The sequence below is a fragment of the Atopobacter phocae ATCC BAA-285 genome, from assembly GCF_000526675.1.
In the GTDB taxonomy this organism is placed as follows: domain Bacteria; phylum Bacillota; class Bacilli; order Lactobacillales; family Aerococcaceae; genus Atopobacter; species Atopobacter phocae.
This window is the reverse complement of record NZ_JAGN01000005.1, coordinates 1-25750: the sequence shown is the minus strand read 5'-3', so window position 1 is coordinate 25750 and position 25750 is coordinate 1. Positions and strand designations below refer to the sequence as shown.

Annotated in this window: 24 protein-coding genes; 8 read left to right on the top strand and 16 right to left on the bottom strand. The window is 32.5% G+C overall.

Translation table 11 applies throughout. The features are described 5' to 3' along the window. Nucleotides 1-208 precede the first annotated feature (208 nt). The 5 genes from L866_RS0101710 to L866_RS0101690 all read right to left on the bottom strand — a co-directional run bounded on the left by L866_RS0101710 (nt 209) and on the right by L866_RS0101690 (nt 7683). Nucleotides 209-1168, bottom strand: coding sequence for an ABC transporter permease (locus L866_RS0101710; RefSeq protein WP_025728546.1), 960 nt, complete (start codon nt 1166-1168; stop codon nt 209-211). Then, nucleotides 1169-2251, bottom strand: coding sequence for an ABC transporter permease (locus tag L866_RS0101705; protein WP_025728544.1), 1083 nt, complete (start codon nt 2249-2251; stop codon nt 1169-1171). Then, the gene (locus L866_RS0101700) at nt 2235-3803 is read right to left on the bottom strand and encodes an ABC transporter ATP-binding protein (protein WP_035445926.1); all 1569 of its coding nucleotides are present in this window, start codon (nt 3801-3803) and stop codon (nt 2235-2237) included. The genes L866_RS0101705 and L866_RS0101700 overlap by 17 nt, the downstream gene beginning before the upstream one ends. Nucleotides 3804-3986: 183 nt before the next feature. After that, nucleotides 3987-5033 carry a BMP family lipoprotein gene (locus tag L866_RS0101695; protein WP_025728540.1) on the bottom strand — a complete coding sequence of 349 codons (1047 nt, stop codon included), beginning with the start codon at nt 5031-5033 and terminating at the stop codon, nt 3987-3989. A gap of 178 nt (nt 5034-5211) precedes the next feature. Then, nucleotides 5212-7683 carry an FtsK/SpoIIIE family DNA translocase gene (locus L866_RS0101690; RefSeq protein ID WP_169729063.1) on the bottom strand — a complete coding sequence of 824 codons (2472 nt, stop codon included), beginning with the start codon at nt 7681-7683 and terminating at the stop codon, nt 5212-5214. A 105-nt stretch (nt 7684-7788) separates the two neighbouring features. Here L866_RS0101690 and L866_RS0101685 point away from each other — a divergent pair, with 105 nt between their 5' ends. The 3 genes from L866_RS0101685 (at nt 7789) to L866_RS0101675 (ending at nt 10073) form a co-directional block, all read left to right on the top strand. Continuing rightward, the gene (locus L866_RS0101685) at nt 7789-8064 is read left to right on the top strand and encodes an acylphosphatase (protein WP_025728536.1); all 276 of its coding nucleotides are present in this window, start codon (nt 7789-7791) and stop codon (nt 8062-8064) included. Between the two features lie 103 nt (nt 8065-8167). Further along, nucleotides 8168-9085 (top strand): membrane protein insertase YidC, encoded by a 918-nt coding sequence (gene yidC, locus L866_RS0101680; protein ID WP_025728534.1) that lies wholly within the window; start codon nt 8168-8170, stop codon nt 9083-9085. Between the two features lie 181 nt (nt 9086-9266). Then, nucleotides 9267-10073, top strand: a complete 807-nt coding sequence (locus L866_RS0101675; RefSeq protein WP_025728532.1) for a DeoR/GlpR family DNA-binding transcription regulator — start codon at nt 9267-9269, stop codon at nt 10071-10073. Nucleotides 10074-10121: 48 nt separating this feature from the next. Here L866_RS0101675 and L866_RS0101670 read toward each other — a convergent pair whose 3' ends face one another. From L866_RS0101670 to gndA, 3 genes are all read right to left on the bottom strand, one after another. Beyond that, nucleotides 10122-11594, bottom strand: a complete 1473-nt coding sequence (locus L866_RS0101670) for a sensor histidine kinase (protein WP_025728530.1) — start codon at nt 11592-11594, stop codon at nt 10122-10124. Next, on the bottom strand, nt 11594-12295 hold the full coding sequence (locus L866_RS0101665) for a response regulator transcription factor (RefSeq protein ID WP_025728528.1): 702 nt from the start codon (nt 12293-12295) through the stop codon (nt 11594-11596). Before L866_RS0101665 ends, L866_RS0101670 begins: the two co-directional genes overlap by 1 nt. A 306-nt stretch (nt 12296-12601) precedes the next feature. Continuing rightward, entirely contained in the window at nt 12602-14038 is a 1437-nt protein-coding gene (gene gndA / locus L866_RS0101660; RefSeq protein WP_025728526.1) for an NADP-dependent phosphogluconate dehydrogenase, read from the bottom strand. Nucleotides 14039-14290: 252 nt separating this feature from the next. On the opposite strand from gndA, the gene L866_RS09210 reads away from it, so the two are divergent. Next, nucleotides 14291-14455: a DUF4044 domain-containing protein gene (locus L866_RS09210; RefSeq protein WP_084030240.1), complete on the top strand. Its 165-nt coding sequence runs from the start codon at nt 14291-14293 to the stop codon at nt 14453-14455. A 70-nt stretch (nt 14456-14525) separates the two neighbouring features. Here L866_RS09210 and L866_RS0101650 read toward each other — a convergent pair whose 3' ends face one another. The 4 genes from L866_RS0101650 to rpmG form a co-directional block, all read right to left on the bottom strand. Beyond that, a complete protein-coding gene (locus L866_RS0101650; protein WP_035445914.1) occupies nt 14526-14930 on the bottom strand; it encodes a rhodanese-like domain-containing protein in 405 nt (134 codons plus the stop codon). Between the two features lie 17 nt (nt 14931-14947). Beyond that, nucleotides 14948-15919, bottom strand: a complete 972-nt coding sequence (locus L866_RS0101645) for an ROK family glucokinase (protein WP_025728522.1) — start codon at nt 15917-15919, stop codon at nt 14948-14950. A 27-nt stretch (nt 15920-15946) separates the two neighbouring features. Continuing rightward, complete coding sequence (locus tag L866_RS0101640) at nt 15947-16654, bottom strand: rhomboid family intramembrane serine protease (protein ID WP_245578421.1); 708 nt, start codon at nt 16652-16654, stop codon at nt 15947-15949. A gap of 127 nt (nt 16655-16781) precedes the next feature. Then, entirely contained in the window at nt 16782-16934 is a 153-nt protein-coding gene (rpmG, locus tag L866_RS0101635) for a 50S ribosomal protein L33 (protein ID WP_025728518.1), read from the bottom strand. Between the two features lie 362 nt (nt 16935-17296). On the opposite strand from rpmG, the gene L866_RS0101630 reads away from it, so the two are divergent. Both L866_RS0101630 and L866_RS0101625 read left to right on the top strand, forming a co-directional pair. Next, entirely contained in the window at nt 17297-17863 is a 567-nt protein-coding gene (locus L866_RS0101630) for a helix-turn-helix domain-containing protein (protein ID WP_025728516.1), read from the top strand. A gap of 10 nt (nt 17864-17873) precedes the next feature. Further along, nucleotides 17874-18377, top strand: a complete 504-nt coding sequence (locus L866_RS0101625) for an endolytic transglycosylase MltG (protein WP_025728514.1) — start codon at nt 17874-17876, stop codon at nt 18375-18377. A 122-nt stretch (nt 18378-18499) separates the two neighbouring features. On the opposite strand, the gene L866_RS0101620 is transcribed toward L866_RS0101625, so the two are convergent. Next, nucleotides 18500-20614, bottom strand: coding sequence for a peptidoglycan D,D-transpeptidase FtsI family protein (locus tag L866_RS0101620; RefSeq protein ID WP_025728512.1), 2115 nt, complete (start codon nt 20612-20614; stop codon nt 18500-18502). A gap of 202 nt (nt 20615-20816) precedes the next feature. Between L866_RS0101620 and L866_RS0101615 the strand changes: the two genes are divergently transcribed. Further along, nucleotides 20817-22127, top strand: a complete 1311-nt coding sequence (locus L866_RS0101615) for a DEAD/DEAH box helicase (protein ID WP_025728510.1) — start codon at nt 20817-20819, stop codon at nt 22125-22127. A 48-nt stretch (nt 22128-22175) separates the two neighbouring features. Here L866_RS0101615 and yaaA read toward each other — a convergent pair whose 3' ends face one another. Both yaaA and L866_RS0101605 read right to left on the bottom strand, forming a co-directional pair. Beyond that, complete coding sequence (gene yaaA / locus L866_RS0101610; RefSeq protein WP_025728508.1) at nt 22176-22916, bottom strand: peroxide stress protein YaaA; 741 nt, start codon at nt 22914-22916, stop codon at nt 22176-22178. Nucleotides 22917-22946: 30 nt separating this feature from the next. Further along, nucleotides 22947-23708 (bottom strand): DUF1189 family protein, encoded by a 762-nt coding sequence (locus tag L866_RS0101605; protein ID WP_025728506.1) that lies wholly within the window; start codon nt 23706-23708, stop codon nt 22947-22949. A 178-nt stretch (nt 23709-23886) separates the two neighbouring features. Between L866_RS0101605 and zwf the strand changes: the two genes are divergently transcribed. Then, nucleotides 23887-25341 (top strand): glucose-6-phosphate dehydrogenase, encoded by a 1455-nt coding sequence (gene zwf, locus L866_RS0101600; protein WP_035445910.1) that lies wholly within the window; start codon nt 23887-23889, stop codon nt 25339-25341. Between the two features lie 186 nt (nt 25342-25527). On the opposite strand, the gene L866_RS0101595 is transcribed toward zwf, so the two are convergent. Next, on the bottom strand, nt 25528-25750 hold a 223-nt coding region (locus tag L866_RS0101595; RefSeq protein ID WP_025728502.1), incomplete at its 5' end, for an IS3 family transposase.

Genomic DNA, 25750 nt, shown 5'->3' with positions numbered 1-25750 from the left:
TAGTGAATTGTACATGTTTTTTTTTATTTTTTCAAACTTATTATAATCTTATTACCTCTTAAAATAATGGTGAAGATAAAATTAATTTTCTGAAATATTCTTCAATGTCTTTTTTTTATTTTGAACGATATTTCTCATAAAAACTAAATCAGAATAAAAAAGAGATTTTCATCAGATAGAAAATCTCTTTTTTTATTATTCAAATCTGTTATTTACTTTTAACATAAGTTGTTCCATTGGCAGCTGGAGAATCACTACGTCCAATGAATAACACAAGAACAACAACAGTAATTAAATATGGTGCAATTGATAACCATACACTTGGAATATCTTGAACGATAGGGATATAACTACCAATTACACTTAAACTTTGAGCCAATCCGAAGAAAATAGCTGCACCCATTGCACCAATAGGATTCCAATTTCCAAAAATCATCGCAGCCATCGAAATAAAACCTTGACCTGCTATTGTTAAGACAGAGAAATTTAATGAGATTGATTGAGCAACTACAGCTCCACCAATTCCACCTAACACACCCGATATAATGACACCGCTATAACGCATCAAATATACATTAATACCTAATGTATCAGCAGCTTGCGGGTGTTCCCCTACAGATCTCAAGCGAAGTCCGAACGTTGTTTTAAATAGAATAAACCAGCAAATAAACGAAACAACAATGGCTAGGTAAGCTGGAGCAGAAGTATTCGTAAAAAATATCTGTCCAATAAATGGTATTTTAGAAAGAAATGGGATAGTTGTTTTACCAAAACTGTATTTAATAATTTCTGTCTGCCCATGTTGTTCGTATAAAATACGTGTTAAGAAAACAGTCAAAGCAGGGGCTAACATATTAACAACTGTACCAGAGATAATATGATCAGCACGCAAATGAACGGTCGCTACAACATGTATTAATGAGAAAATTGCACCAAACAATGCCCCAACTAGCAATCCAATCCAAGGTGTCCATCCTTCAAAAATATGACCAAATGTCAAATTAAAAACAACTGAAGCAAACGCACCAACAACCATGATACCTTCTAATCCAACATTGACAATACCACTTCGCTCAGAAAAAGTACCGCCTAAAGCAGTGAATATTAGTGGCGCAGAATAAATTAAGGCGCTAGATACAACAATAGATAATAAAGTGATCAGATTCATCTACTCCACCTCCTTATTCAATGAATTTTTAACCTGTTTATTTTTTTTCATATTAACTAATAATTTAATAACATAATTAATTCCAATAAAGAAAATAATCGAGGCAATTACGATATCAACCACTTCATTCGGCACACGAGCCATCAATGGCATACTATTTCCACCAATTCTTAACATAGCAAATAAAAGACCACTAAATATAATACCTAACGCATTTCCTTGTCCAAGAAGAGATACAGCTAATCCATCAAATCCGACTGTAGGTAATGAGCCGAATACAAAGATGTTTTGGAAAGTTCCTAATCCTTCCATTACACCACCTAATCCAGCTAAGGCTCCACTAATCAACATAGATACAATAATAATTCGTTTGGATGAAATACCAGCATAATCAGCAGCATATTTATTTAAACCAACTGCTTTAATTTCAAATCCTAAGGTCGTGCGATTCATTAAATAATGCAGTAATATTGCTGTTACTAAACTAATAATAATTCCCATATGAATTGTTGAAAATTCAAAAGCATTAGATAACCAATCGACACGAAGAGACGCATTTTGTGAGATAGCATCAGTTGCATCTCGACTGTCTGTTAACACATTTCTAACAATGTAGTTTGAAGCATAAAAAGCTGTATGATTAAGCATAATCGTTACAATAACTTCACTTGTATTAAAGAAAGCTTTTAAAGCCCCAGCAATTCCAGCCCATAATGCACCCGCTGTCATCCCAGCAAGAATTGCTATTGGTAAAACAATTACTTTAGGAAGACTGCCTAATGCGTCTGCCACAACAACACTTGCTAACCATCCACAAACAGCTTGTCCACTCAACCCAATATTAAAGAATCCAGCTGAACTAGCTACTGCAAACCCTAAGGCAATAACAATTAATGGTGCAGATTGTCTTAATGTCTCACCAATGTAAAACGGCGAACCCACAGATCCTTGTATCAAAGCAGAGTATCCTTTTATGGCATCTAATCCAAAACAAATCATTAGAACAGCACCTAAAAGAAGTCCAAATATAACTGACAATACGGGTGCTAGAATACTTTTAAATTTACTATTCAATGACGACACCTTCTTTCTCTATTTCATTCGAAAGTTTTTCATTAACTTTTTCTTGGTCTAAACGAGCTTCTTCAAGCGTTGATCCTGCCATTAGCAAACCAATTTCACTTTCATTAGTTTCTTTTGCGTTAAGAATCGCCACAATTTTACCTTCATACATCACTGCAATTCGATCTGATACATTAAAAATTTCATCTAATTCAAAACTCATTAATAATACAGCACGTCCTTTGTCACGTTGCTCAATTAATCGTTTATGAATAAATTCAATAGCACCCACATCTAATCCACGTGTAGGTTGCGCAGCGATAAGTAAGTCAGGATTACGATCAACTTCACGCGCAATAATCGCTTTTTGTTGGTTGCCACCAGATAATGATTTTGAAGGTACTTTTTCGCTAGCTCCTCGCACATCAAATTCTTTCATTAAATGTTTGGAATATTGATTAATATCACTGAAATTTAATACACCCTTTTTAGAAAATGGTTCTTTATAATAACTTTGAAGAACCATATTCATTTCAACACTCAATGGTAAAACAAGACCAAACTTATGTCGATCTTCCGGGATATGTCCTACTCCTGACTCGGTCACTTGTCGAGGTGGCAAATTTGCAATATCTTTATTATTTAATGAAATTGTTCCTGATTCAATTTTTCTTAATCCTGTAATTGCTTGAATCAATTCGGATTGACCGTTTCCGTCTATACCAGCAATTCCTAAAACTTCTCCCGCATGAATATCTAGGTTTAAGTGGTCAACAGCAACTAAATTGCGATAATCTTTTACGACCAAATCACGAATACTTAAAGTCACTGGTCCAATTTTCGGATGTTTTTTATCTGTCTTAAATCGCACTTGGTGACCTACCATCATATCAGCTAATTCTTGTGTAGATACACCTGCTACATTGACCGTATCAATTGAACGACCTCTGCGAATAATAGTACAGCGATCGGCAATTGCTTTAATTTCATTCAATTTATGCGTAATTAAAATGATGGATTTACCTTCTTTAGTTAATTCGCGCATAATAACAATTAATTCGTCAATTTCTTGTGGTGTTAAAACAGCTGTAGGCTCATCGAAAATTAAAATTTCTGCACCACGATATAAGGTTTTAATAATTTCAACCCGCTGCTCCATTCCAACTGAAATGTTCTCAACAATTGCATCCGGATCAATATCAAGTTGGTAACGCTTAGATAATTCAAGTATTTCTTCGCGTGCTTTTTTATTATTGATAATACCTTTTTTACTAATTTCTTTACCTAACATAATATTTTCTGTAACGGTAAATTTATTAACTAACATAAAATGCTGATGGACCATTCCAATTCCTAATTGATTGGCTTTGTTTGGTGAATCAATCGATACTTCTTTACCATTTACTTTAATCGTTCCAGATGTTGGTTCTAAAAGTCCCGAAAGAATATTCATTAATGTCGACTTACCAGCACCGTTTTCTCCAAGTAAAGCATGTACTTCACCTTTTTTTAGTGAAAAGTTAACATTTTCATTTGCTGTAAAATTCCCAAACACTTTAGTAATATTTTCCATTTCGATTACATAAGGCTGATTACTCAAAAAAACACCTCTTTCTATATACTTAATTCATTATAAATAGAAACCTATCAAATTTTTAAATCAATGATAGGCCCATAAACGACAAAAAAATAAATATAAAATAAGAGCTCTAAAGCAATATTGACGCTCTAGAGCTCAAACCAATCAGTAAGATTGTTATGGTTTTTCTGGTACTTCAATCTCGCCATTTAAGATTTTTTCTTTAAATTCATTAACTTTTGCTTTAACTTCTTCAGTTAAATTACCATCAGTTAAGTCAACAGCTCCTTCTTTTAGACCAAGCATAATGTGTTGTCCTGCAGGGAATTTACCTTCAAGACCTTCATTAGCTAATTTTTGAATAGCTGCTCCTACTCCTTTAAGTGTAGAAGTTAAAGTTAAGTTTCCACCATCATAGTTTCCTTCGTCTGTTTGGTCACGGTCTACACCGATAACCCAGATAGCTTTTGAACTATCAGATTTCTTAATATCTTTAGCTTCGGAAAAAACACCTTTTCCAGAAGCCCCAGCAGCTTGGTAGATAATATCTGCCCCGTTTGCGTACATTGCTGCTGCTAATTGCTTACCTTTAGCTGCATCTCCAAAACTATCTACATATTCAATATTGACTTCAACATTAGGATTAGCCGCTTTTACTCCAGCAGCAAAACCTGCTTCAAAACGGTCTATAACAGGACTATGTGCTCCACCAATAAAACCAACTTTATTTGTTTTAGTAGTCTCTGCAGCAGCTACTCCTGCTAAAAAAGCTGCTTCATTATCTTTAAAAGTATAACTTGCCACATTGTCTGCCAACACCACTTCGTCAATTATTGCAAAATACTTGTCAGTATGTTTTTTAGATATGTCGGTAATAGCTGGCTTTAGCTTATATCCAATAGCAACTGTAATGTCAAATCCATTATTAATTGTAGTATTTAAGTTAGGAATAAAATCTGAATCTGAATTAGATTGAATATAGTCGAAACCATCCGCTCCACGTTCTAATCCATTCTCTTTCCCCCATGCTTGTAACCCTTCCCAAGCACTTTGGTTAAAACTCTTATCATCAACACCACCGATATCAGTAACCATCGCTACTGTAAATTGGTCGTCTTTACTTTCTGTTGCTTTACTATCGTTACCATTACCTGAACTACATGCTGTTAACGCTAAAGCTGCGAAAGCCCCTACCGATGCTTTGATCCATTTTGATTTTAACATTGTGACACCCCATCCTCAGTTATTTTTTTAACTACATTTAGTATAGCATATTGTTAATAAAAAACAATTAAGAATTAAAAAAAGAAATGTTTCGCAATCGTTTTATAACCGTTTACACGAATTAAAAACGTTGTCACTGGTTCTTTTAATGACTAAATCTTAACATTAAACTTTTTTTTTAGTTTATTGTTTGTATATCAGATTGACTGTTCGATTCAATTAACACTTGACGGGGTTTTGATCCTTCAGGAGGTGAAACCATTTGACGAGCTTCTAAATCATCAATTAATCGTGCTGCACGGTTATAACCAATTCTAAATTTGCGTTGTAACATTGAGATAGAAATTGTTTCTTGACTTTTAATCAATTCCACTACTTCATAAAATAGTTCGTCTTCTGGCTCGTCTGTACTACTCTCGCTTTGCAAAGTTGGACTCATCTCTGCAACATAATCAACATTTTCTTGTTCTTTCACAAAGTTAACAATTCGTTCCACTTCTTCATCAGAAATAAAAGCGCCTTGCACACGATCAGGTTTACTTGCCCCCATCGGTAAGAATAACATATCGCCTCGTCCTAAAAGCTTTTCAGCACCATTAGAATCGATAATAGTTCTTGAATCCGTTCCACTAGAAACAGAAAAAGCAATTCGACTCGGTACATTCGCTTTGATAATCCCAGTTATAACGTCAACAGATGGACGTTGAGTGGCTAGCACCATATGAATACCCGCCGCGCGAGCCATTTGTGCTAATCGAATAATCGCAGATTCTACTTCATTCGATGCAACCATCATCAAATCAGCTAATTCATCGACAACAACAACGATGTAAGGAAGAACTTCTGGAACGTTCCCTGTTTCATCTGCATATTTTTTCGCTTCTTCATTGTAACTTGCCATATTTCTAGTGCCACTTGCCGCAAATAATTCATAGCGACGCTCCATTTCTTCCACGACTTTTTGTAAAGCTTGTGCGGCTTTTTTAGGATTAGTCACTACTGGAGTCAATAAATGAGGAATGTCATTATATACAGATAATTCAACTTTTTTTGGATCTATCATTAACATTTTTACTTCGTTTGGCTTTGCTTTTAATAATAAACTAGTAATCATTCCATTAATGGCAACCGATTTTCCACTACCTGTTGCTCCTGCAACTAATAAATGAGGCATTTTAGCAAGGTTTCCTAAAATAGTTGCCCCACTCATTCCACGTCCAAGTGCAACATCCAAAATGTTTTCAGATTGAATAGCAGGCTCAACGACCTCTCTAAAACTTACCATATTGACTGTTTGATTTGGAACTTCAATACCAACAAATGGTTTGCCAGGAATCGGTGCTTCAATTCTTATATCTTTTGCCGCTAAAGCTAAAGCTAAGTCATCTGTTAATTGAACAATTTTATTTACCTTAACCCCTAGTGCTGGTTTAACTTCAAACTTAGTAACAGCTGGTCCTAAATGTGCATTAACAACGGTTGCATCAACGCCAAAACTTTTAAATGTTGATTCTAGTTTAATAATATTTTTCTCAATCACATCGTATTCACTGGATTGATCAATTGTTTCAATTTTATTGAGTAAATTTAATGGCGGTAACTGATAATTTTTATTTTTTAATTGATTAGCTTCTTGCATAGAAACAAAAGTTTTGTTGCTTATCAAATGCTCATCTGAATAATTTTTTTCTACTTCTTCATCCAAACTTGCTTGTTCATCTTCGTTTACGTCAAGTAAGGTTCGTTCATTTTTTTTCGTTTTTAACTTAGCTTCATAAGCTTCTCGTTCTTTTTTTATCTTTTCTAAAACGGCTGTAGCTTCATCCGATTGAGTTTCACTCTTCAGTTGAGATGGTATACTACTTATTTTTTCTATCTCTTGCAATTTCTCATCAGCTGGTACTTTACCTTCTTTAGGAGCAGGTTGATTGTCATCATCTAAAACATCCGAAACAATCAACTGATTCGCTTGATTTTTTAAACGAGCTGCAATGCTCTCTTTTGGTTTACCTTCTTTTATTGACGATGGGCTGTGGTTCAATCCAGACATATTTTTAAATGTATCGCTTATCTTTCCGTAAAGTAATCGTCCTTGAGCTACTACATCAGCCCAAGTTGCTCCAACTGTAATTAATCCTCCAAAAAGAATAATTATCACTGCAAAAGATAAACTTCCCCATTTTCCTAAAAGAATAGACATCATCTGATATAATATGCCACCAATCAATCCACTCCCTATATCATTTGTGATGGTTTTCGTGCGAAACATACTTTGTAATGCTTGAATGGTAGAAGTCCATATTGAAGATTGATTTCCATCGATATTTAATGACTGAGAGTGTATTATAATAATAATTCCTATCGCTAATAATGTAATACCGATTATCCGTTTATTCGTTTCACTATATGATTTACCTTTAATCATTCGAAATAGTGCATATGATGCTATAAGAAATAAAGCAATCCAATGTAATGTTCCTACTATAGAAGCAAACAATAAATTAATCCATTGTCCAATAATTCCTAAATTAAAAATTCCTACTAAACAAAATAGAATAATTAGTAAAGCAATAAATTCAATTGATAATTTTTTTCTTTGACTTTTCTTTTTTGTTTGTTGTTTTTTCTTTTTTATTTTTTTATTTACCATCATTCATTCTCCTTATCTTATTCTGATATAGTATACCATGCTTGAATCGAGATAGGAAAGTTGATATATTTGATTCAAAATTAACCTAGGGAAAGGAGAATCAACATGCGTTCTATTCATTTAATTGTTAAAGGACAAGTACAAGGGGTTGGTTTCCGATATATGACTAAAGAACGTGCCGATCGTTTAAATATTAAGGGAACCGTTAAAAACTTAATTGATGGTAGCGTTGAAATATTTGCAGTTGGTCGAACAAAAGATATCGAACATTTTATTAATATTGTAAAACAGTCACCTTCCCCAGCAGGAAAAGTAACCGAACTTATACAAGAAGATATATTAGACAATCAAGTAGTATATCCATCATTTGATATTATTTAAAAATTATATTACTTATATTTCAATGCATTCTTTAAATTTCAATTGAATTTTTACGATTTGTTAGTTAACATAGAGATGTTATTTAAAAATTGGAGAGTGACTTATGATAAAAAAACATTCAAAACAAAAGTTATTACTTCTAGCAATAGTATTACCACTATTAGCTGGATGTATGAGATTAGACCAGAGTGGTAACCCTACAGGATTTATGTATGAATATTTAGTAGTTCCAACCATTCATCTATTGGACACGTTAGCGGGAGTTTTTAATAATAACTATGGTTTAGCTATTATTCTTGTAACTTTAATTGTTAAACTCGTTTTAATGCCGTTACAATTTAGTCAAATGCGTAAGCAATTGACAACTCAAGAAAAAATGGCGTTTATTAAACCGAAATTAAATGAAATTCAAGAACGTTTGAAAAATGCGGAAACGGTTGAAGAAAGAAATCAAGCTTCTATCGAAATGAGAAACATTTATAAAGATAACAATGTTTCTATGTTAGGTGGCGTTGGCTGTTTACCACTATTTATACAGATGCCAATCTTTATTGCTCTGTATAATGCTATTAGATTAACTCCTAATATTGCTAAAAGTACCTTCTTAACAATAGATTTAGGTAAAAGCAGTATTATATTAGCTATTTTAGCTGGTGCAGCTTATTTAATTCAAAGCCAACTCATGATGCAATCAATGCCTGAAGAACAACGTCAACAAATGAAAGTTATGACTTATATGAATCCGGCAATGATTTTCTTCTTCTCAATAAATGCAAATGCTGGAACATCGCTTTACTGGTTTGTAGGTGGATTGCTTGCTGTATTGCAAACTTGGATTCAAAACAATTATATTCGTCCAAAAATTAAAGCAGAAATTGATGAAGAATTAAGAAACAATCCATCATTTAAAATGCCTTTAAAAGAAGCAAAAACAGTAGAACCTAAACAAAATATAGTGAAAGAAAAAGGTCCAAAATTAAATACAGGTCGAAATAAAAATATTCAGCAAAAACGTAAATAATCTCTATTATCTTTCGAGTCAGTTAGCCAAACACTAGCTGGCTTTTCTTATGATTTAAAATATAGAGATTTTAAATAAGAATATTTTTAACGATGATTTTTTGCAATTTAGAAATATGATATAATAATAAAGGCCATTTAAGATTCAAAGCGATAAATTTTGAATGAAAGAAGGGATTGTGTTGTCAAAAAAAGAAAAGCGCCAAGACGATATCATTCATATTTTACAAAATACTAATGGTGCTTCCGCAAAGGATTTGGCACAACACTTAAATGTTTCAGAAATGACTATTCGTCGCGATTTAAAAGAATTAGAACAAAGACAAGTTATTGATAATTTTCATGGTGCAGCTGTCTTAAAAATGAATTACTCAAAGTCCAATGACGCAACTTTACCTCAAGAGTTTCAATATAATTTATCAGAAAATTCTAAAAAAATGACAAAAGAAAAATTTGCCATTGGGAAAACAGCTGCCTCTATGATTGAACCAGATGATATTATAGCAATTGATATTGGAACAACTACTGAAAAAATGACTCAACAAATTAGTGAAGATTTATCTTTTACTGCGTTAGTCTATAGTGCTAATAATTTATTACATTTATTGCCTAAATCAAATGCAAATATGATTCTTTCTGGCGGAATGTTCCATCGGACTAATGGTATGTTTGAATCAGCAGGTAATCTGTCATTGATTGAAAATACACGTGTTTCTAAATTTTTTCTTTCAGCAGCTGGGGTACATGAATCTTTAGGAATTACAAGTGCCTATTCTTACGAAATTTTAGTGAAACGAACCATTATAAAAAATTCTTTACAAGTTATTCTTTTAGTCGATTCGTCAAAATTCGATGTTATTTCAACCTCATTTATTACCGAATTAAGTAACATTGATCATATTGTGACAGACAATAAAATTAGCGATGAATGGATTAACATTATTCAATCCATGAATATTGCACTAACAATCGTTGATCCTGACCATTAAAAAATACCGCACAAACGGATAATAGATAATCCATTCGTGCGGTATTTTTTATATGACATCGTCTTCTGAATCATTTGATTTCAAAGGCAAGACAATTCGAAAAATTGATCCATGATTTAGAACACTTTCTAAGCGAATATTTCCGTTATAATTATCGATTAACTTTTTAGCAATTGATAAACCTAACCCATTACCTCCGCTTTCACGAGATCGTGCCTTATCCACTCTGAAAAATCGAGAGAATACTTTTGCTTGATCCGCACTACTCATTCCTTCACCAAAATCTTGTACAGCAATATGAATATTTTGCGAATCTAACGATAGCGAGATATGAACCTCTTTGCGATCTAATGAATATTTTACAGCGTTATCCAACAATATAACAAGAACTTGTTCATAATGGTTGGAATATATTTGTGCATAGACTTGATCTGTATTAAGTTCATTATGTAAGAAAAATATAAAATCAGGATAAAGTAATTCAAAGTTATGATGAATCATTTTAGTATGACTCACAATTTCAGTAGTTTCTTCTTTATACATCATAACCGCTTGATCAGCTCGTTGTAAATCAAGCATTTCCTGTACTAAAATTTTCATACGTCCAATTTCAGATAATGACGCCTGTAACGACTCTTCCAATACTTCTGGATCATCTTTCCCCCAACGATTAAGTAAATTTAAATGCCCCTCGACTATCGCTACTGGTGTACGTAGTTCATGAGACGCGTCCTCGACAAAATGTTTTTGTTGATCTAAGTAATAAGAAATCCGCTTTAACAAATGATTTAAATGAAAAATAATATCATAAAACTCATTTTTTCGTTTAGGTTCTTGAAGAAGAACTTGGTGAATATTATCCTCATCAACATTTGTAATTATTCTGGATAAACGATGAATAGGTCGGAACAAGATTGTTGACATTATATAGCCTGCAATTGTTGAAAATAATAAAGAAAAAATAACAAATATAATATATTGATTTACAGCTTCTCTTTTTAACGCTTTATAATCCCCCAGATAATCAACAAATTGATAATAACCAAGTAATTGATTGGACGAATGGTTGTATATCGGACCAGACATTTGAAATACTTTAGTTTTTCCAAATTGAGTCGCTCGCGATCTTGGTAAACTGGTAAAATCCATTTGTACTGGATTTTTGACAGTGGAAAAAATCGCTTCGCGTGACCGATTAAAAAAGCGAACTTCTAAAGGATGATTGACGACGTCTGAATATGGAGCGTCCTCTAAATATGGTTGATTAAAATTAAACGAATTTTGAGTAATTTTAAAAGAAGTCAGAACATTTTCATTTTGAAGTAATGAAATATTATAATTTGCACGTTCTTTCGCATCTTTAACCGATGACTCATAAGCATAATTTAAAAATAAAAATAAAAATACTGTGCTTAGTATAAGACATACCGAAAAAAAAGTGACTGTTAAAAACAGCCACCAAGATTTTTTTAAACGTTGTGGTTGATTTTTCCGAACGTGATACCAACGACTTTCGCTCATTAAACATCCCTCATAACATAACCGGTTCCACGTACAGTTTGTATATAACTTGGTTCATGTGGTCGATCGATTTTATTTCGTAAATAACGGACATAAACATCAACAACATTTGTCTCTACTTCATTTTTATATTCCCATACTTTTTCAAGTAATACTTCTCTTGATAGGACAACGTTAATATTCTCCATTAACATTAATAATAATTCATACTCACGTTTTGTTAAATCGATGATGTCATCACCGCGACGAACAATACGATTTTCTTTTTCAATTGATAAATCTTTAAACGCAATCATTGTTTGCTTATTGTTACGAATATCTTCTTCGATTTCAATTCGTCTAAATAATGATCTAATACGTGCTAATAATTCTTCAATGGCAAACGGTTTAACAATATAATCATCTGCTCCTTGATCAAGACCGGAAACTCGATCCATCACTGAATCTCTAGCTGTCATAATAATAATTGGTGTATCTTTTGACGGTCTAATCCGTCTAACAACTTCTAATCCATTCAACTCAGGTAACATTAAATCTAATAAGATGATATCCCAATCTTCTTCTAGAGCTAACTCTAACCCTTGTCTACCATTAGCAGCAATTTGTGTTTCATAACCTTCATGCTGTAATTCCAATTCAACAAAACGAGCTAAATTTTTCTCGTCCTCAATAATCAAAACGCGTTGTTTTTTATTCGTCATGATACCATCCCTCTATAATTTTTTAAGTCAATTTTCACTAAGGGTTAACGCTTTGATTATATCACATATCTTTAAGATTGTTCAAATTGTTTTTTAATGTGCTATGGGTAATATTTATAATAATTATAAATATTAGTGATAGTGTAATGTTTAAAAATACCTACAACATATTATAAAAAATTAGTTATTTTCAAGAAATTAATATTTGAGAAAACTAGCTACTTTATGACAATAAAATAAAGAGGATAGCTTTAAAACTACTATCCCCTTTATATAATTGCTCTTATTTAAAATTGTTAACTACTTTTATTCCCAACCTTCTTCTGTTTCATCTTGCCAATTGAAATGGAATGTTCCAGGTTGATCAATACGTTGATATGTATGTGCTCCAAAGTAATCACGTTGAGCTTGAATTAAGTTAGCAGGTAATTGTTCGGAACGATATGAATCAAAGTAAGCGATAGCTGAACTTAATGTCGGTACTGGAATACCTAATTGAACGGCCATGCCTATAACGTCTCGAACATCTTGATGATAAGACATTGCTATATTTTGGAAGTAATCGTCTAATAGTAAGTTAGTCAATGATGTATCTTTTTCATATGCATCAGTGATATATTGCAAGAATCCTGCACGAATGATACAACCAGCTCGGAAAATTTTGGCAATGTTACCTAATTGTAAGTCCCATTCGTATACTCCGCTCGCTGTTTTCATTTGAGCAAAACCTTGAGCATAACTCATAATTTTACTAAAATATAATGCTCGTCTGATTTTTTCTACCCATTCGTCTGTACTTAAATCATCCTGACGTTGGCCTTTTATCTCTGGAATTGATTGACTAGCTTTAACTCGTTCATCTTTTAAAGCAGAGATATAACGAGCAAATACAGATTCAGTAATTAAAGGTAAAGGTTCTCCTAAATCTAAGGCCGATTGACTAGCCCATTTACCTGTCCCTTTATTACCTGCTGCATCTAAAATTAATTCCACCATTGGCTTACCTGTTTTAGGATCATTTTTACTTAAAATGTCTGCTGTAATTTCAATTAAGTAGCTATCTAATTCACCCGTATTCCATTCAGCAAATATTTTAGCTAATTCTTCATGTGGTAAGTGAAGACCTCGTTTTAATAAGTCATAACTCTCTGCAATTAACTGCATGTCACCATATTCAATGCCATTATGAACCATTTTTACATAATGACCTGCTCCATTAGCTCCAATATAAGTTACACAAGGTTCTCCATCTTTTGCTTTAGCAGCTATTTTTTCTAACATTGGTGCAACTAATTCATATGCTTCTTTTTGGCCACCTGGCATAATCGATGGTCCCCACAAAGCTCCTTCTTCACCGCCAGAAACACCTGTACCAATAAAATTAATTCCAGATGACGCAAGTTCTGTGTTGCGTCGCATCGTATCTTTAAAGAAAGTATTCCCACCATCAATTAATACATCACCTTTATCAAGATGAGGTAATAATGATTGAATAGTTAAATCAGTTGCTTGACCTGCTTTAACCATTAAAATAATTCGTCTAGGGATTTCAAGTGATGATACAAATTCTTCAATCGTTTCAGTTGCCAATAAATTTTTTTCTGGATTTTCATTAACTACTTCAAGCGTTTTTGAATGTGTCCGATTATATAAAGCGACACTATACCCATTTCTTTCGATGTTTAAAGCTAAATTACGACCCATTACGGCCATTCCGATAACGCCTACTTGTTGCTTGTTCATTCAATCCGCTCCTTTAATTAAATATTCTAAAAGATTAATTAACGATTTTAATTGGTTAATCTCGATAGAAATTATCCTATTAAATATTACACCCGTTATTTCCTTATAATTATAACATACATCTTAGACCTTAGAGAATGTCGTGCTTATTTTTTAGTTTTGTTACTCAAATCTATAAGTTCAATCTAAAAAGTATTGCATTTCTTTAAATATACAGTAAAATAATATAGTATCAGTTTGAGGAGGCATACTATGAGGAATCAACCACTTTATAAACGCGGAAAAAATAGTCCTAAAAAACGTACGACTTTTGATATCGTCACAAAAATTGTTGTATGGTTAATGCTCTTTGCAATGGTTGGAACTATTTTAATTTCAACAGGTATTGCTGTGTATGGACAATTTTTTTCTAAATAGACAATCATTTGTGAAACTTAAAAAAGCAGTTAGTCATTTAATGACCAACTGCTTTTTATTTTGAACACTATTACTTTCTCGGACTAACTTTTCCAGTCCATGCACTAAATCCATCTTTCAAGATGAAAATATTTTCATATCCAGCTTTGTGCAAAAATAAAGCAGCCCGTCCTGGTAAAGTAACACCATTTCCGTACAAACGAATTGGTTGATCTTTTCTTATTTCATGCATTCGTTGCTTAAACTCTGTAAAAGGAATATTTCTAGCACCTAAAATATGCTGTTCATTGAATTCTGACTTTTCACGAATATCAATTAATTGTGTATGTCGGATTAAATGATTAAATGCTTCAGAATCAAGCAGTTTCGTTACTTTTTTTCGCATGAAGTATAAATAAAGTAACCAACCACCGTAACCAATTAAAATAATAAATAATACTATATTGATATAGCCAAGTACTGTGATTTGTCTCATCTACTTATCGCTCCTATTTATTTAGATTCATTCATTAAAACAAGTGATGCGGCACCTAAAACACCAGCATCATTTCCTAATTGTGCTAACGCTAAATGTGAAGTTTCTTTAATTTGTGGGAATAAATATTTTTCATAATGAGGAATGACATGATCAATTAGAAATTGCCCTGCTTGCGAAACACCACCACCAATAACAATAAATTCTGGATTTAAAATATTGGCAATTTGACTTAAAGCTAAACCTAAGTATTGACTGAATTGTTCAACAACTTTTAACGCCATTGAATCATTTTCTTTGGCTAAATCAAAAATATCTTTAGCCGTTACTTGATTTGCTGTTTCAAGTAATTCTTTCAATTGACTCGGTTCGGTCTCTTTATCTTTCATGCAACGAGCTAGATTAACTAATCCAGTAGCGCTTGCTACTGTTTCTAAGCATCCGTCTTTGCCACATGTACAAGTAAATGGATGATTTGTTTCAACTGTCATATGACCAATTTCGCCAGCTGATCCACTAATTCCATGTAGTAATCTACCGTTAGCAATAACACCGCCACCTACACCTGTTCCTAATGTAACAAATACAACGTGATCACTTTTATTACCAGCACCCATCCAACGCTCACCTAAGCCAGCTACGTTAGCATCATTGTCAATATATACTGGGACACCAAAAGCTTTAGTCAATTCTGCTCCAACCGGCTGAACAGTTTTCCAATTTAAATTGTACGCACCTACAACTGTTCGTTGTTCTAAATCTACCTGTCCTGGTGAACCCATACCAATTCCTAATAAATTCTCTAGAGAAATATTTTTTTCTTTTAATACGTGTTGAATAGATTCAATAATATCTGGAATGATGTATTGGCCTTCTGATTCAATACGTGTTTTTACTTCCCATTTACTGAAAATTTCACCATTTGGTTCGACTAAAGCAATTTTTGCAGTTGTTCCACCTAAATCAATTCCGATGATATAGTTCATAATCTCTACCCCTTTATATTTTTAAATAAATTAAATTCCATACTGATTGATTGTGATTATTTGACCACGATAAAAAGCATAAATGCTAATTAATATAAAAATTAATGTCACTGATAGCATAATTAAAAATCGTCTTGGATAATTTTTAGGCGTTGCAAGTAACAGTCCAATAAGTACACCACCAATAATGCCACCAATATGTCCAAAATTATCAACGCCACCACTGAAAAAGCCAAAAATGATATTCAACCCAATTAACACTTTAAAACTTTGTCCAGTTTGTGCTAAGTAATTATTATAAGGAAATAAATAGCCTAACACGACCATGAAGCTAAATAATCCAAAAATGGATGTTGATGCACCTGCTGACAATGATGGACTAAATCCAAAACTAATTAAATTCCCCATTAGTCCACTTAATAAGTACAATATACTGAATCGCACTGTGCCGATAAGACGTTCAATCATATCACCTAAGTAATATAAGGATAAACTATTGATCACTAAATGCATAAATCCAATATGGATAAAAATGGGGGTAATCAATCGCCAATACTCTCCCACTGTAATTAAAGGATTAACTTTTGCTCCATAAGTGAGTAATACGGCACTATTTGTTGATCCACCTTGCCATTCTAGAAAGATAAAATAAATAATTTGAATTGCTAAAAATACTGTTGTTGCAATATTTTGGTTATATTTAATATTAAAAGATGATCGTCTATTATATACTCGCACATGTTACCTCCTTTACTGTGAACATTATCTTTATTGTAACATATTGTATATGATTCAGTTGAAAAATTTAATGAAATATTTCATAAAAAAAGCCTATACCCGAATATGGTATAAGCTCTTCTAATGATTATTTTTTCACTTCGCGGTGAAGTGTCATTTTACGCAATCTTGGGCAATATTTCTTAACTTCTAAACGTTCTGGATTGTTACGTTTGTTCTTTTTAGTTAAGTAGTTACGATCGCCACACTCTGTACATTCTAATAAAATATTTACACGCATTGAACTGACCTCCTCTAGCATTTCAAATTCACAAGAGGACAAAGCCTCCAACTACAACATTATAACATTATCTTTTTAATTTATCTAGTGTTTGAATCAAAATTTTATATGAAAACTAATCTAATTCTGATCATACATATGATTTATCACGTAATCATTAACATTTAAATAAATTATAGTGCTGTGAATTGATTTTGATCTTTATTTTTTATAGGATAAACTGTGTTAATTATAATTTATGATGGTCCAATAACTTATTGCTAGATAATCTATTATATTAATAATGATAAAATCTTGCAATCATGTAAAGGGTCGATTATGATTAAATTATAAACTTAAATAAATAAGAGAGGTGTAAAAATATGCAATGGTCAATAATTATCGTATTACTTATCTTTGCGATTATTAGCTTTATTATTTCGCTAATCATCCCTGCAAGTAAAACAAATGACGCAGATGTCAAAAATTTAAATGATGAATTGCTCAAGCAAAGTAGAGAAAATTATCAGTTAAAACGTCAAATTCAAGAATTGGAAGATCAGTTGAATCCAAGACATAGTTTGACAAATGAGGAAATTTATCCAACAAATGAATTAGATCATTCGTATGAAAAGGATAACACTGAATATCTAGACTACGACTCGGATGAATCATTTTCTACTTCATCATTAAGTAATGATTATGACGATTATGATTCATATGGCAAGAAGTCCGATGAAATGGGATATCAATTTTATCCAGAAGAAGAAGAATCTACTATTGAGTCATCTTATGATTTCTTTAATAGTACTCTTTCAAATAAAGAGACAATCATTTCTTTATATAATCAGGGTGAAGCGCTTGAAGATATCGCTCATGAACTAAATGTACCTGTTTCTACAGTTCAACTAGTTATTGATAGTTACTTAGAAGAACAATCTTTAAGATAGGAGGAAAATGATGAAAACTACTTTTAGATCAATTGGAATCGGCTTTTTATTATCTGCAATCATTGTTACAGCAATGATTTTTGTTAAGCCACATCTACCTGCTTCCATTACTAATATGATGGCGCAAGATGCTGTAGCGTCTAAAGAATATGACAACTTAAAAGCTGAGTTTGAACAATACAAAGCAGATAAAGAAAAAGAAATCGAAGATCTTAAAAAAGAGCAAATGAAAAATGATAAGAAAGATAGTACTAAAGAATCTAAAAATGAAAATTCTGCTGATTCTAGTGAAAAAGAGTCATCTGAAGGTGAAAGCACATTAGTAATTAATCCAGGCGAATCATCTTACGATGTATCAAGTCGTTTAGCTAATATGGGATTAATTGACAGTCAAGCTGATTTTTCAGCTTATTTAACAGAAAACGGTTATGATGTGAACATACAACCAGGTGAGTATCAATTAAGTCCAGGTATGACATATAGTCAAATTGCTCAAATTATTGCAATTAAATAACTAATCAGTTACTCAAACAGAATGTCGATGACATTCTGTTTTTTTACAGTATTAAATTAAGTTAAAAAAAAGCTAGTTAATCGAAATATCGATTAACTAGCTTTATATCTTTAATGAAAAAATTATTCAGGCGGAGTATCTTGCGTTTCGGAATTTTCTTCAACTTTAGGTACACTCCATTTTTGATTAAAATACAAGTCAAACACTTTACGTGCTATGTTAGTTGCATAAGTATCTTCTTCACCAGTTGATTGATAAGGTAATACTACTGCAACAACAATTTCTGGATTTTCAAACGGTGCAAATCCTACAAATGTCGAGTTAATTACTGCGCTTCCCTTTTGATCAACAATTGGACCATCATAAAAGGCCTCGGCAGTTCCAGTTTTTCCTGCTACATCTACGTTAAAACCACTGAAAGCTATTGAAGCAGTCCCTTTTGAGCCATGAACTACTTGATATAAACCTTGTTTAACACGATCAATTTCATTTTTATTTGCTGCAATATGATTCATTATTTTAGTCGGCATAGAAGCCTTTAATGAGCCAATATCGCCATTGTCCGAAGTATCATAAATTGATTGAACAAGCCGTGGAGAAACACGGATTCCGTTATTAGCAATCGTACTCATGTACTGAGCTAACTGTAATGGAGTGTATAAATCATACTGTCCATAAGAAAAGTCCAAGGCATAAAAGGTTTCTCTTGACTGCCCTTTAAAGCCAACACTTTCGCTTGGAATATCAATTCCCGTTTTTACACCTAAACCAAATTGTGCATAATAGTTTCTCAATTTATCAAACACGCTGGTTTGAATATCAAGAAGTCCACCTTTTTCATAAGTAGACTGTCCACCCATTCGCATAGCCAGTTTCATCATATACACGTTAGAAGAGCGTTCGAGCGCATCAATATCACTCATCGGAATTTGTTGTCCATCACGGTTAAAGACAGAAGACTTCGGTTGAGAACCTTGAAATACAATTGGCTCATCCACAATAACATTGTCATCTAGAGTGATTACACCATCCATATAACCGGCTAAAACGGTCGCTGCTTTAATTGAAGATCCCATACCGTAAGAACTATTTATTGCACCTAGAGAATCATCCAAAATACCATTATCACTTCGTTCTACTTCTTCATCTGAAGACGCATATTTTTTCCCAGCAACCGCTAGTAAATCCCCTGTTTTTGGATTCATGACAACGATATATGCCCGATCTGCTAATCCAGATTTAAACTGTCTAACAGTTTCTTCAGCAATACCTTCTACTCGTTTTTGAAAATCAACATCTAATGTTAAAACGAGATTATCACCCTTTTTACCATCATATACAATTTTAGAATCGAGTACATCTCGGCGTGCATTGGTTATATTTTTTATTTTTCTTTTTGTTCCTCTTAAAATCGGTTCATATTGTTCTTCTAAGTAACTATTACCTACACGATCATTTAAAGCATATCCCTTGTTTAAAAAGGCAGTTGCACGATCTTCAGGTAAACCTGTTGTTTCAGTAGTAACATTTCCTAATAAACTTCTTAATAAATTTTTTTCAGGATAGTGACGTGTCCAGTCTGTTGAAACATCAATACCATCTAATTGATTCAATCGCTCATTAACTTCAGCCACTTCATCGTTAGTCACCCCTTTATTTTTAATGGTTACCGTTGATAAAGCATATGCTCCATTCATTTTCTTATAAATTGCGATTGCATTTTTGGTCTTATCATCATACTCTATTTCATTCGATTTAATTTGTTTTAACTGTTCTTGATAAACATCACCAGGCGACAATTTCCCAAGATTTTTAGGTGTTCGTTTAACTAATTCTTTTGGATTCATTGCTGCCCAATAATCTTTTAAATCTCGTTCAGTTAAGTTATCAATTGGTACTTTGATCAATCGACTTAATTCATTAGCTGTTGCTACAATATCAGAGGCATCATGCGTAATATCTCTTGAATAAATGATAGCTCGTTCTGGGTCATTCCCTACTAAAATACGTCCTTTTGAATCATAGATTAGTCCTCGTGGTACTGACTGATTAGATATAGTTGTCTCCGTTCGTTCAACAAGAGCTGTAAATTCTGGCCCTTTTACTATTTGAAGAAAAGTTAAACGAATGATTAGTGCCGCAAAAGCTACAAAAACAATGATAAATAATAAATTTAATCGAAAAGGTATATGTGATCGTTTTTTTTCATGATTATTAATGCGAATTGATTTTGCCATGTCTTCCCTCTTTACTTTCATTCTATACGCTTTTTATAGTATAACAAAATTCATTCCTTTCATCACGATAAACAAAAAAATTTAATATTTCTTTCAACAGAAAATTGTACTGTAGGAGTCTGTATAACATTGTGTTACAATGGATACATGCTAACGCATCAAATATAGTTATGATACATATCGTAAGAAAGGCGATGATTCAATGAGCTTTACAACTTATAATTTGCCTCCATTTATTTTGGAAGCAATCAATCACTTAAATTTTAAACAACCTACTCCTATACAAGAGACTGTAATACCTGCCATACTTAGAGGGGAAAGTATCGTTGCACAATCACGTACTGGTTCCGGAAAAAGTCATGGCTTTTTATTACCATTACTTGGTCAAGTCGATCCTGAACAAAAAGAAACACAATTAATTATTACAAGTCCAAGTCGTGAATTATCTGAACAATTATATCAAATGGCTTTATCGATTGAAAAATTTCGGGACCAACCAATTGTAATTGATCACTTAGTCGGTGGTAGTAACAAAGCACGTCAGACAGAATTACTTAAAAGAAGACAACCACAAGTAGTCATCGGAACACCTGGAAGAATATATGATCTCATTCAAAATAGTGGGCTTGATATTCATACCGCTCAACATCTAGTTATAGACGAAGCAGATATGACGATGGATTTAGGCTTTTTAAATACAATCGATCAAATCGCTAGTCGCATGCCAAAAAATTTAAAAATATACGCTTTTAGTGCGACTATCCCACAACAACTATTTGCCTTTTTAAAAAAATATATGGAAAATCCAACCATTTTCTCTTTAGATCAAAATGAAGTAACATCAACCGTTACTAATTATTTACTAAATACTCGATCAAAAAATGAAATCGATTTGTTACATCAAGTTATTCAAATTGGACATCCTTATTTAGTACTTATATTTGCTAACACGATTGAACGTGTTGACTCTATTCATTATGCTTTAGAACAACGTGGTTTAAAAGTTGCTAAAATTCATGGTAATTTAGAAAATAGAGAACGCCGTCGCATTATGAAACGAATTCGTGATTTAGAATTTCAATATGTAGTCGCTAGTGATCTAGCCTCAAGAGGAATTGATATTCCTGGAGTATCTCATGTTATCAACGTTGACATACCTGATGAATTAGAATTCTTTATTCATCGTGTAGGACGAACAGGTCGTCAAGGGATTGAAGGAACTGCAATTACTTTCTATCATCCTGATTTAGTTCCAGCCATTCAGGCATTAGAAAAACGTGGGATTAATTTTATTGAAGTTCAATACCAAGATGAAGAGTTAGTCCCTACAGCTAGTCGATTAAATCGTCGCATTAGAAAAAAAGACAAAAAAGTAGAACTTGAAGCTAACACTTTAGGCTATATTAAAAAACAAAAGAAACGTGTTAAACCTGGGTATAAAAAGAAAATTAAAGATAAAATATCAGATCAAAGAAAACGAAATAATCGTTTAAATAAACGCCATTCCAAATAAAAAACGTTTGTTACTGAAAGCTATTAGGCTCCAGTAACAAACGTTTTTTTATTTTATGAAGTAGAACTGATGATTATTCGATCGTTCTGAGTCAAATGTATAATTTAATTCATTAAAAGCTTTTATTGGATCAATTGTTTGAATATTGTGCTTAGCCATATATCGAACCATCTCTCCTCTTGCCATTTTTGCATACGTCGCTTTTTGAACAAAACGCCCATCCTTTAATTCTCCAAAATAAATATCAATTAGTCGATCATCCGAAGTTAAATACTTAGAAACACATTTAGCATATTCTTTAGATGCTAAATTAATGATGATTTTTGAATCATCACTTACTTCATTATATATTTTTTCCGCCCAAAAATTATACAATCCTTTAATTCCATTAATATCTAACTTTGACTGCATTTCAAGCCGATATGGGGCAATACCATCAAATGGTTTTAAAACACCATACAATCCAGATAAAATACGCAAATTAGACTGAATGTAAGTTAATTCATCATTCGTGAATATATCAGGCGACATATATTGATACTGTATTCCTTCATAAGCAATAATAGCTGGAGTCAATAGCTTATAAAGGTCCATTTCATACAGTCTGACAATATTTTCTTGTGTCAATTTATCATTAGTTTTCCATAAAGACTGCAATTCTTGATTAGATAACTGCTGCAACGTCTGAAGAATGATAGTTGCTTCATTCAAAAAAATAGGTTGCGTTAAATCTGAAAAAGAATCGGTATCTTTCTTCATTTTTTTAGCCGGTGAGATAATTATTTTCACAAACAATCCTCCCTTTCGTCCATCCTATATTTATTGCTTTGTTTTAGATTTTGTTTTTAAAAATACACGAATCGCACCGATAATGAACAATAATATTCCTACACCTAAATATGAAAAATTGAAAGGTAGTGCCACATTAAGCAAAGCACATATAAAAATTGGAACGACGCTAAGAACGATTGTTAAACGTTTAAAAGCAAATGGAGAGATTAGTACGCCCATCATAGTCGAAACTGCTTTTAATACGATGCGATAAATAAATTGAATAAAGAATAAATAAACTGTGCTAACAATAAAAGATAATACTGTAAAGTAAGTCACAATGATTAGCGGATTATTAAAGAGACTACTCATTATTTTTTTAACGACCTGCTGATTAAGCTCTGGGTATTCCGAATATTTTAAACTAAAATCTTGAATACCTGTCTTTATTGAGACATTAGACTTTAAAAATTCGACAGAAATTAATTGATCGTCACTTCTTACTGGTGCTTGATCTTCTTCTGTCATAATAAAATTAAAAGTATCTGAATAATAAACAAATCCTTTTTTTGAATCATTATCTAATTTTAAATAATTTTGTTTATCAATTTCAAATGTCGGAATATGCTCTTCTAATTGGTTGATATCATTTTTTATGGAATAACTCACTGTTAACATTTGAATCATAAAAGGTATCATCATTATTGCTACAGTAAAGAAATATATTTGCCAATATGATGGCTTACGACGTCGCATCATTTGATTTAATTGTTCTGGTTGAGTTAATAATGTTTTTAATAATTTAATCATACAATCTTCCCTTCTCTTCCAGTAGTTTAACCAATTTTTCTACGATTAGCAATTGTTAAAAAATAAGATATCTGATTTTTATGCTTGAATATTAAATGAATCATTTAGACAGAATAATTTACATCGAGACCTTTATCGTTTAAACTAAGTGTGAACGGATTTGACGAGGAGGTTCTATATGGAAACGATTGAAAGGCCCACTTTAATAACTATTTTTGGTGCTACTGGTGATTTAGCACGTCGTAAATTGTTTCCCTCAATTTACCGATTATACAAAAATGGTTATTTAAATAAAAACTTTGCTGTAATAGGAACAGCAAGAAGAGAATGGGATAATAAGATATTACAACAAACTGTTTTCGAAGCCATTTCGGATGAAAATGATTCATCTGATGAAAATCAAATAAAAAAAGAATTTATTTCCCATTTTTACTATATCGCTCATAATATTAATGATCGATCTCATTATCAAGAATTAAAAAAATTAACAGAGTCATTAGAATCTACCTATGAAACGCAAGGCAATCGCTTATTTTATGTAGCACTTGCACCTGAACATTTCGAGACCGTTACGAGTCATTTAGCTTCTGAGGGACTTAAAGATACAGACGGATATACACGTCTTGTTATTGAAAAACCATTTGGCCATGATTACCCTAGTGCCAAACAATTAAATGACGGAATTAACAAGGCTTTCAGTGAAAATGAAATTTTTAGAATTGATCATTATTTAGGAAAAGAAATGGTTCAAAACATCTCAGCCATTCGTTTTGCTAATCCTATTTTTAATTCTCTATGGAACCATCATTATATTGAACATGTACAAATTACACTAGCTGAAACAGTTGGTGTTGAAGAACGCGGTGCTTACTATGATACTAGTGGTGCTTTAAGAGATATGGTACAAAATCATGTTTTACAAATTATCTCCTTACTTGCAATGGAACCACCTGCAAACTTAAATTCTTCTGATGTAAGAAAAGAAAAAATTAAAGCACTTGCAGCCTTAAAACCTTTAACGGATCAACTTGTTCTAAAGAAGACTATTCGTGGACAATATCGAGGTTATCGAGATGAAGAAAATATTTCTAAAGATTCAACTACAGAAACCTTTGTAGCAGGTGAATTTTATATTGATAATTTTAGATGGCAAGGTGTTCCTTTCTTTATTCGTACTGGAAAGAAAATGAAAGAAAAAGAAACTGTCATTCATGTTTTCTTTAAACCAATTGAAAAAAATTTATTCTCAAACACTAAAAATGAACACAATATTCCACTTCAAAATGTACTTACCATTCATATTGCTCCAAATGAGGGATTTGCATTAACAGTCAATAAGAAAAGCCAACTTCAAGACATGGCTCTCGATCAAACCAATCTTCATAACTTTGATGATAAAATTGTTCAAATGAACACTCCAGAAGATTATGAACGATTGATTTTAAACGCAATCGATGGAGATAATACATATTTTACACATTGGGATGAAGTAAAATATTCTTGGCAATTTGTCGATGAAATATTAAAAAATTGGACTGAACACTCTGCTCCACTATACGAATATGAGCCTGGCCAATCAGGACCCGAAGAAAGTCATTCTTTCATCCAATCCAAAGGGTTTGAATGGGTATAAACGTTAACTATAGAAACACCATCTAAACTAAGTTTAGATGGTGTTTTTATTACTACTGTGATTTCTCTCTATGTCATTTATCGAATAAATGAAAAAGATGGGAACTTGTTTTGAACTGCTCCCTGTCAAGTAGACAGGTAAAAAATAAATTTTATGCACCTATGGTTTTTCATCCATAGGTGTTTTTTATGCTGGAATGGCTAACCCCATCTTTAAGGTGATTCGTTTAGTGTTAAAGAAATGAATATATTGATCAATATCTTTTGTTAAACTTTCAAATGTATCATATTTATTTAAATAATATAATTCTGATTTGAGCATGCCAAAAAAGTTTTCCATTGGACCATTATCGATACATTTTCCTACACGTGACATACTTTGAATGGCTTGGTGATCCTTAATAAATTGA

Coding starts and splice junctions, on each gene's coding strand:
- L866_RS0101710 (WP_025728546.1), bottom strand. CDS start 1,168: ATGAATCTGATCACTTTATTATCTATTGTTGTATCTAGCGCCTTAATT.
- L866_RS0101700 (WP_035445926.1), bottom strand. CDS start 3,803: ATGGAAAATATTACTAAAGTGTTTGGGAATTTTACAGCAAATGAAAAT.
- L866_RS0101695 (WP_025728540.1), bottom strand. CDS start 5,033: ATGTTAAAATCAAAATGGATCAAAGCATCGGTAGGGGCTTTCGCAGCT.
- L866_RS0101690 (WP_169729063.1), bottom strand. CDS start 7,683: ATGGTAAATAAAAAAATAAAAAAGAAAAAACAACAAACAAAAAAGAAA.
- L866_RS0101685 (WP_025728536.1), top strand. CDS start 7,789: ATGCGTTCTATTCATTTAATTGTTAAAGGACAAGTACAAGGGGTTGGT.
- yidC (WP_025728534.1), top strand. CDS start 8,168: ATGATAAAAAAACATTCAAAACAAAAGTTATTACTTCTAGCAATAGTA.
- L866_RS0101670 (WP_025728530.1), bottom strand. CDS start 11,594: ATGAGCGAAAGTCGTTGGTATCACGTTCGGAAAAATCAACCACAACGT.
- L866_RS0101665 (WP_025728528.1), bottom strand. CDS start 12,295: ATGACGAATAAAAAACAACGCGTTTTGATTATTGAGGACGAGAAAAAT.
- gndA (WP_025728526.1), bottom strand. CDS start 14,038: ATGAACAAGCAACAAGTAGGCGTTATCGGAATGGCCGTAATGGGTCGT.
- L866_RS09210 (WP_084030240.1), top strand. CDS start 14,291: ATGAGGAATCAACCACTTTATAAACGCGGAAAAAATAGTCCTAAAAAA.
- L866_RS0101650 (WP_035445914.1), bottom strand. CDS start 14,930: ATGAGACAAATCACAGTACTTGGCTATATCAATATAGTATTATTTATT.
- rpmG (WP_025728518.1), bottom strand. CDS start 16,934: ATGCGTGTAAATATTTTATTAGAATGTACAGAGTGTGGCGATCGTAAC.
- L866_RS0101630 (WP_025728516.1), top strand. CDS start 17,297: ATGCAATGGTCAATAATTATCGTATTACTTATCTTTGCGATTATTAGC.
- L866_RS0101625 (WP_025728514.1), top strand. CDS start 17,874: ATGAAAACTACTTTTAGATCAATTGGAATCGGCTTTTTATTATCTGCA.
- L866_RS0101620 (WP_025728512.1), bottom strand. CDS start 20,614: ATGGCAAAATCAATTCGCATTAATAATCATGAAAAAAAACGATCACAT.
- L866_RS0101615 (WP_025728510.1), top strand. CDS start 20,817: ATGAGCTTTACAACTTATAATTTGCCTCCATTTATTTTGGAAGCAATC.
- L866_RS0101605 (WP_025728506.1), bottom strand. CDS start 23,708: ATGATTAAATTATTAAAAACATTATTAACTCAACCAGAACAATTAAAT.
- zwf (WP_035445910.1), top strand. CDS start 23,887: ATGGAAACGATTGAAAGGCCCACTTTAATAACTATTTTTGGTGCTACT.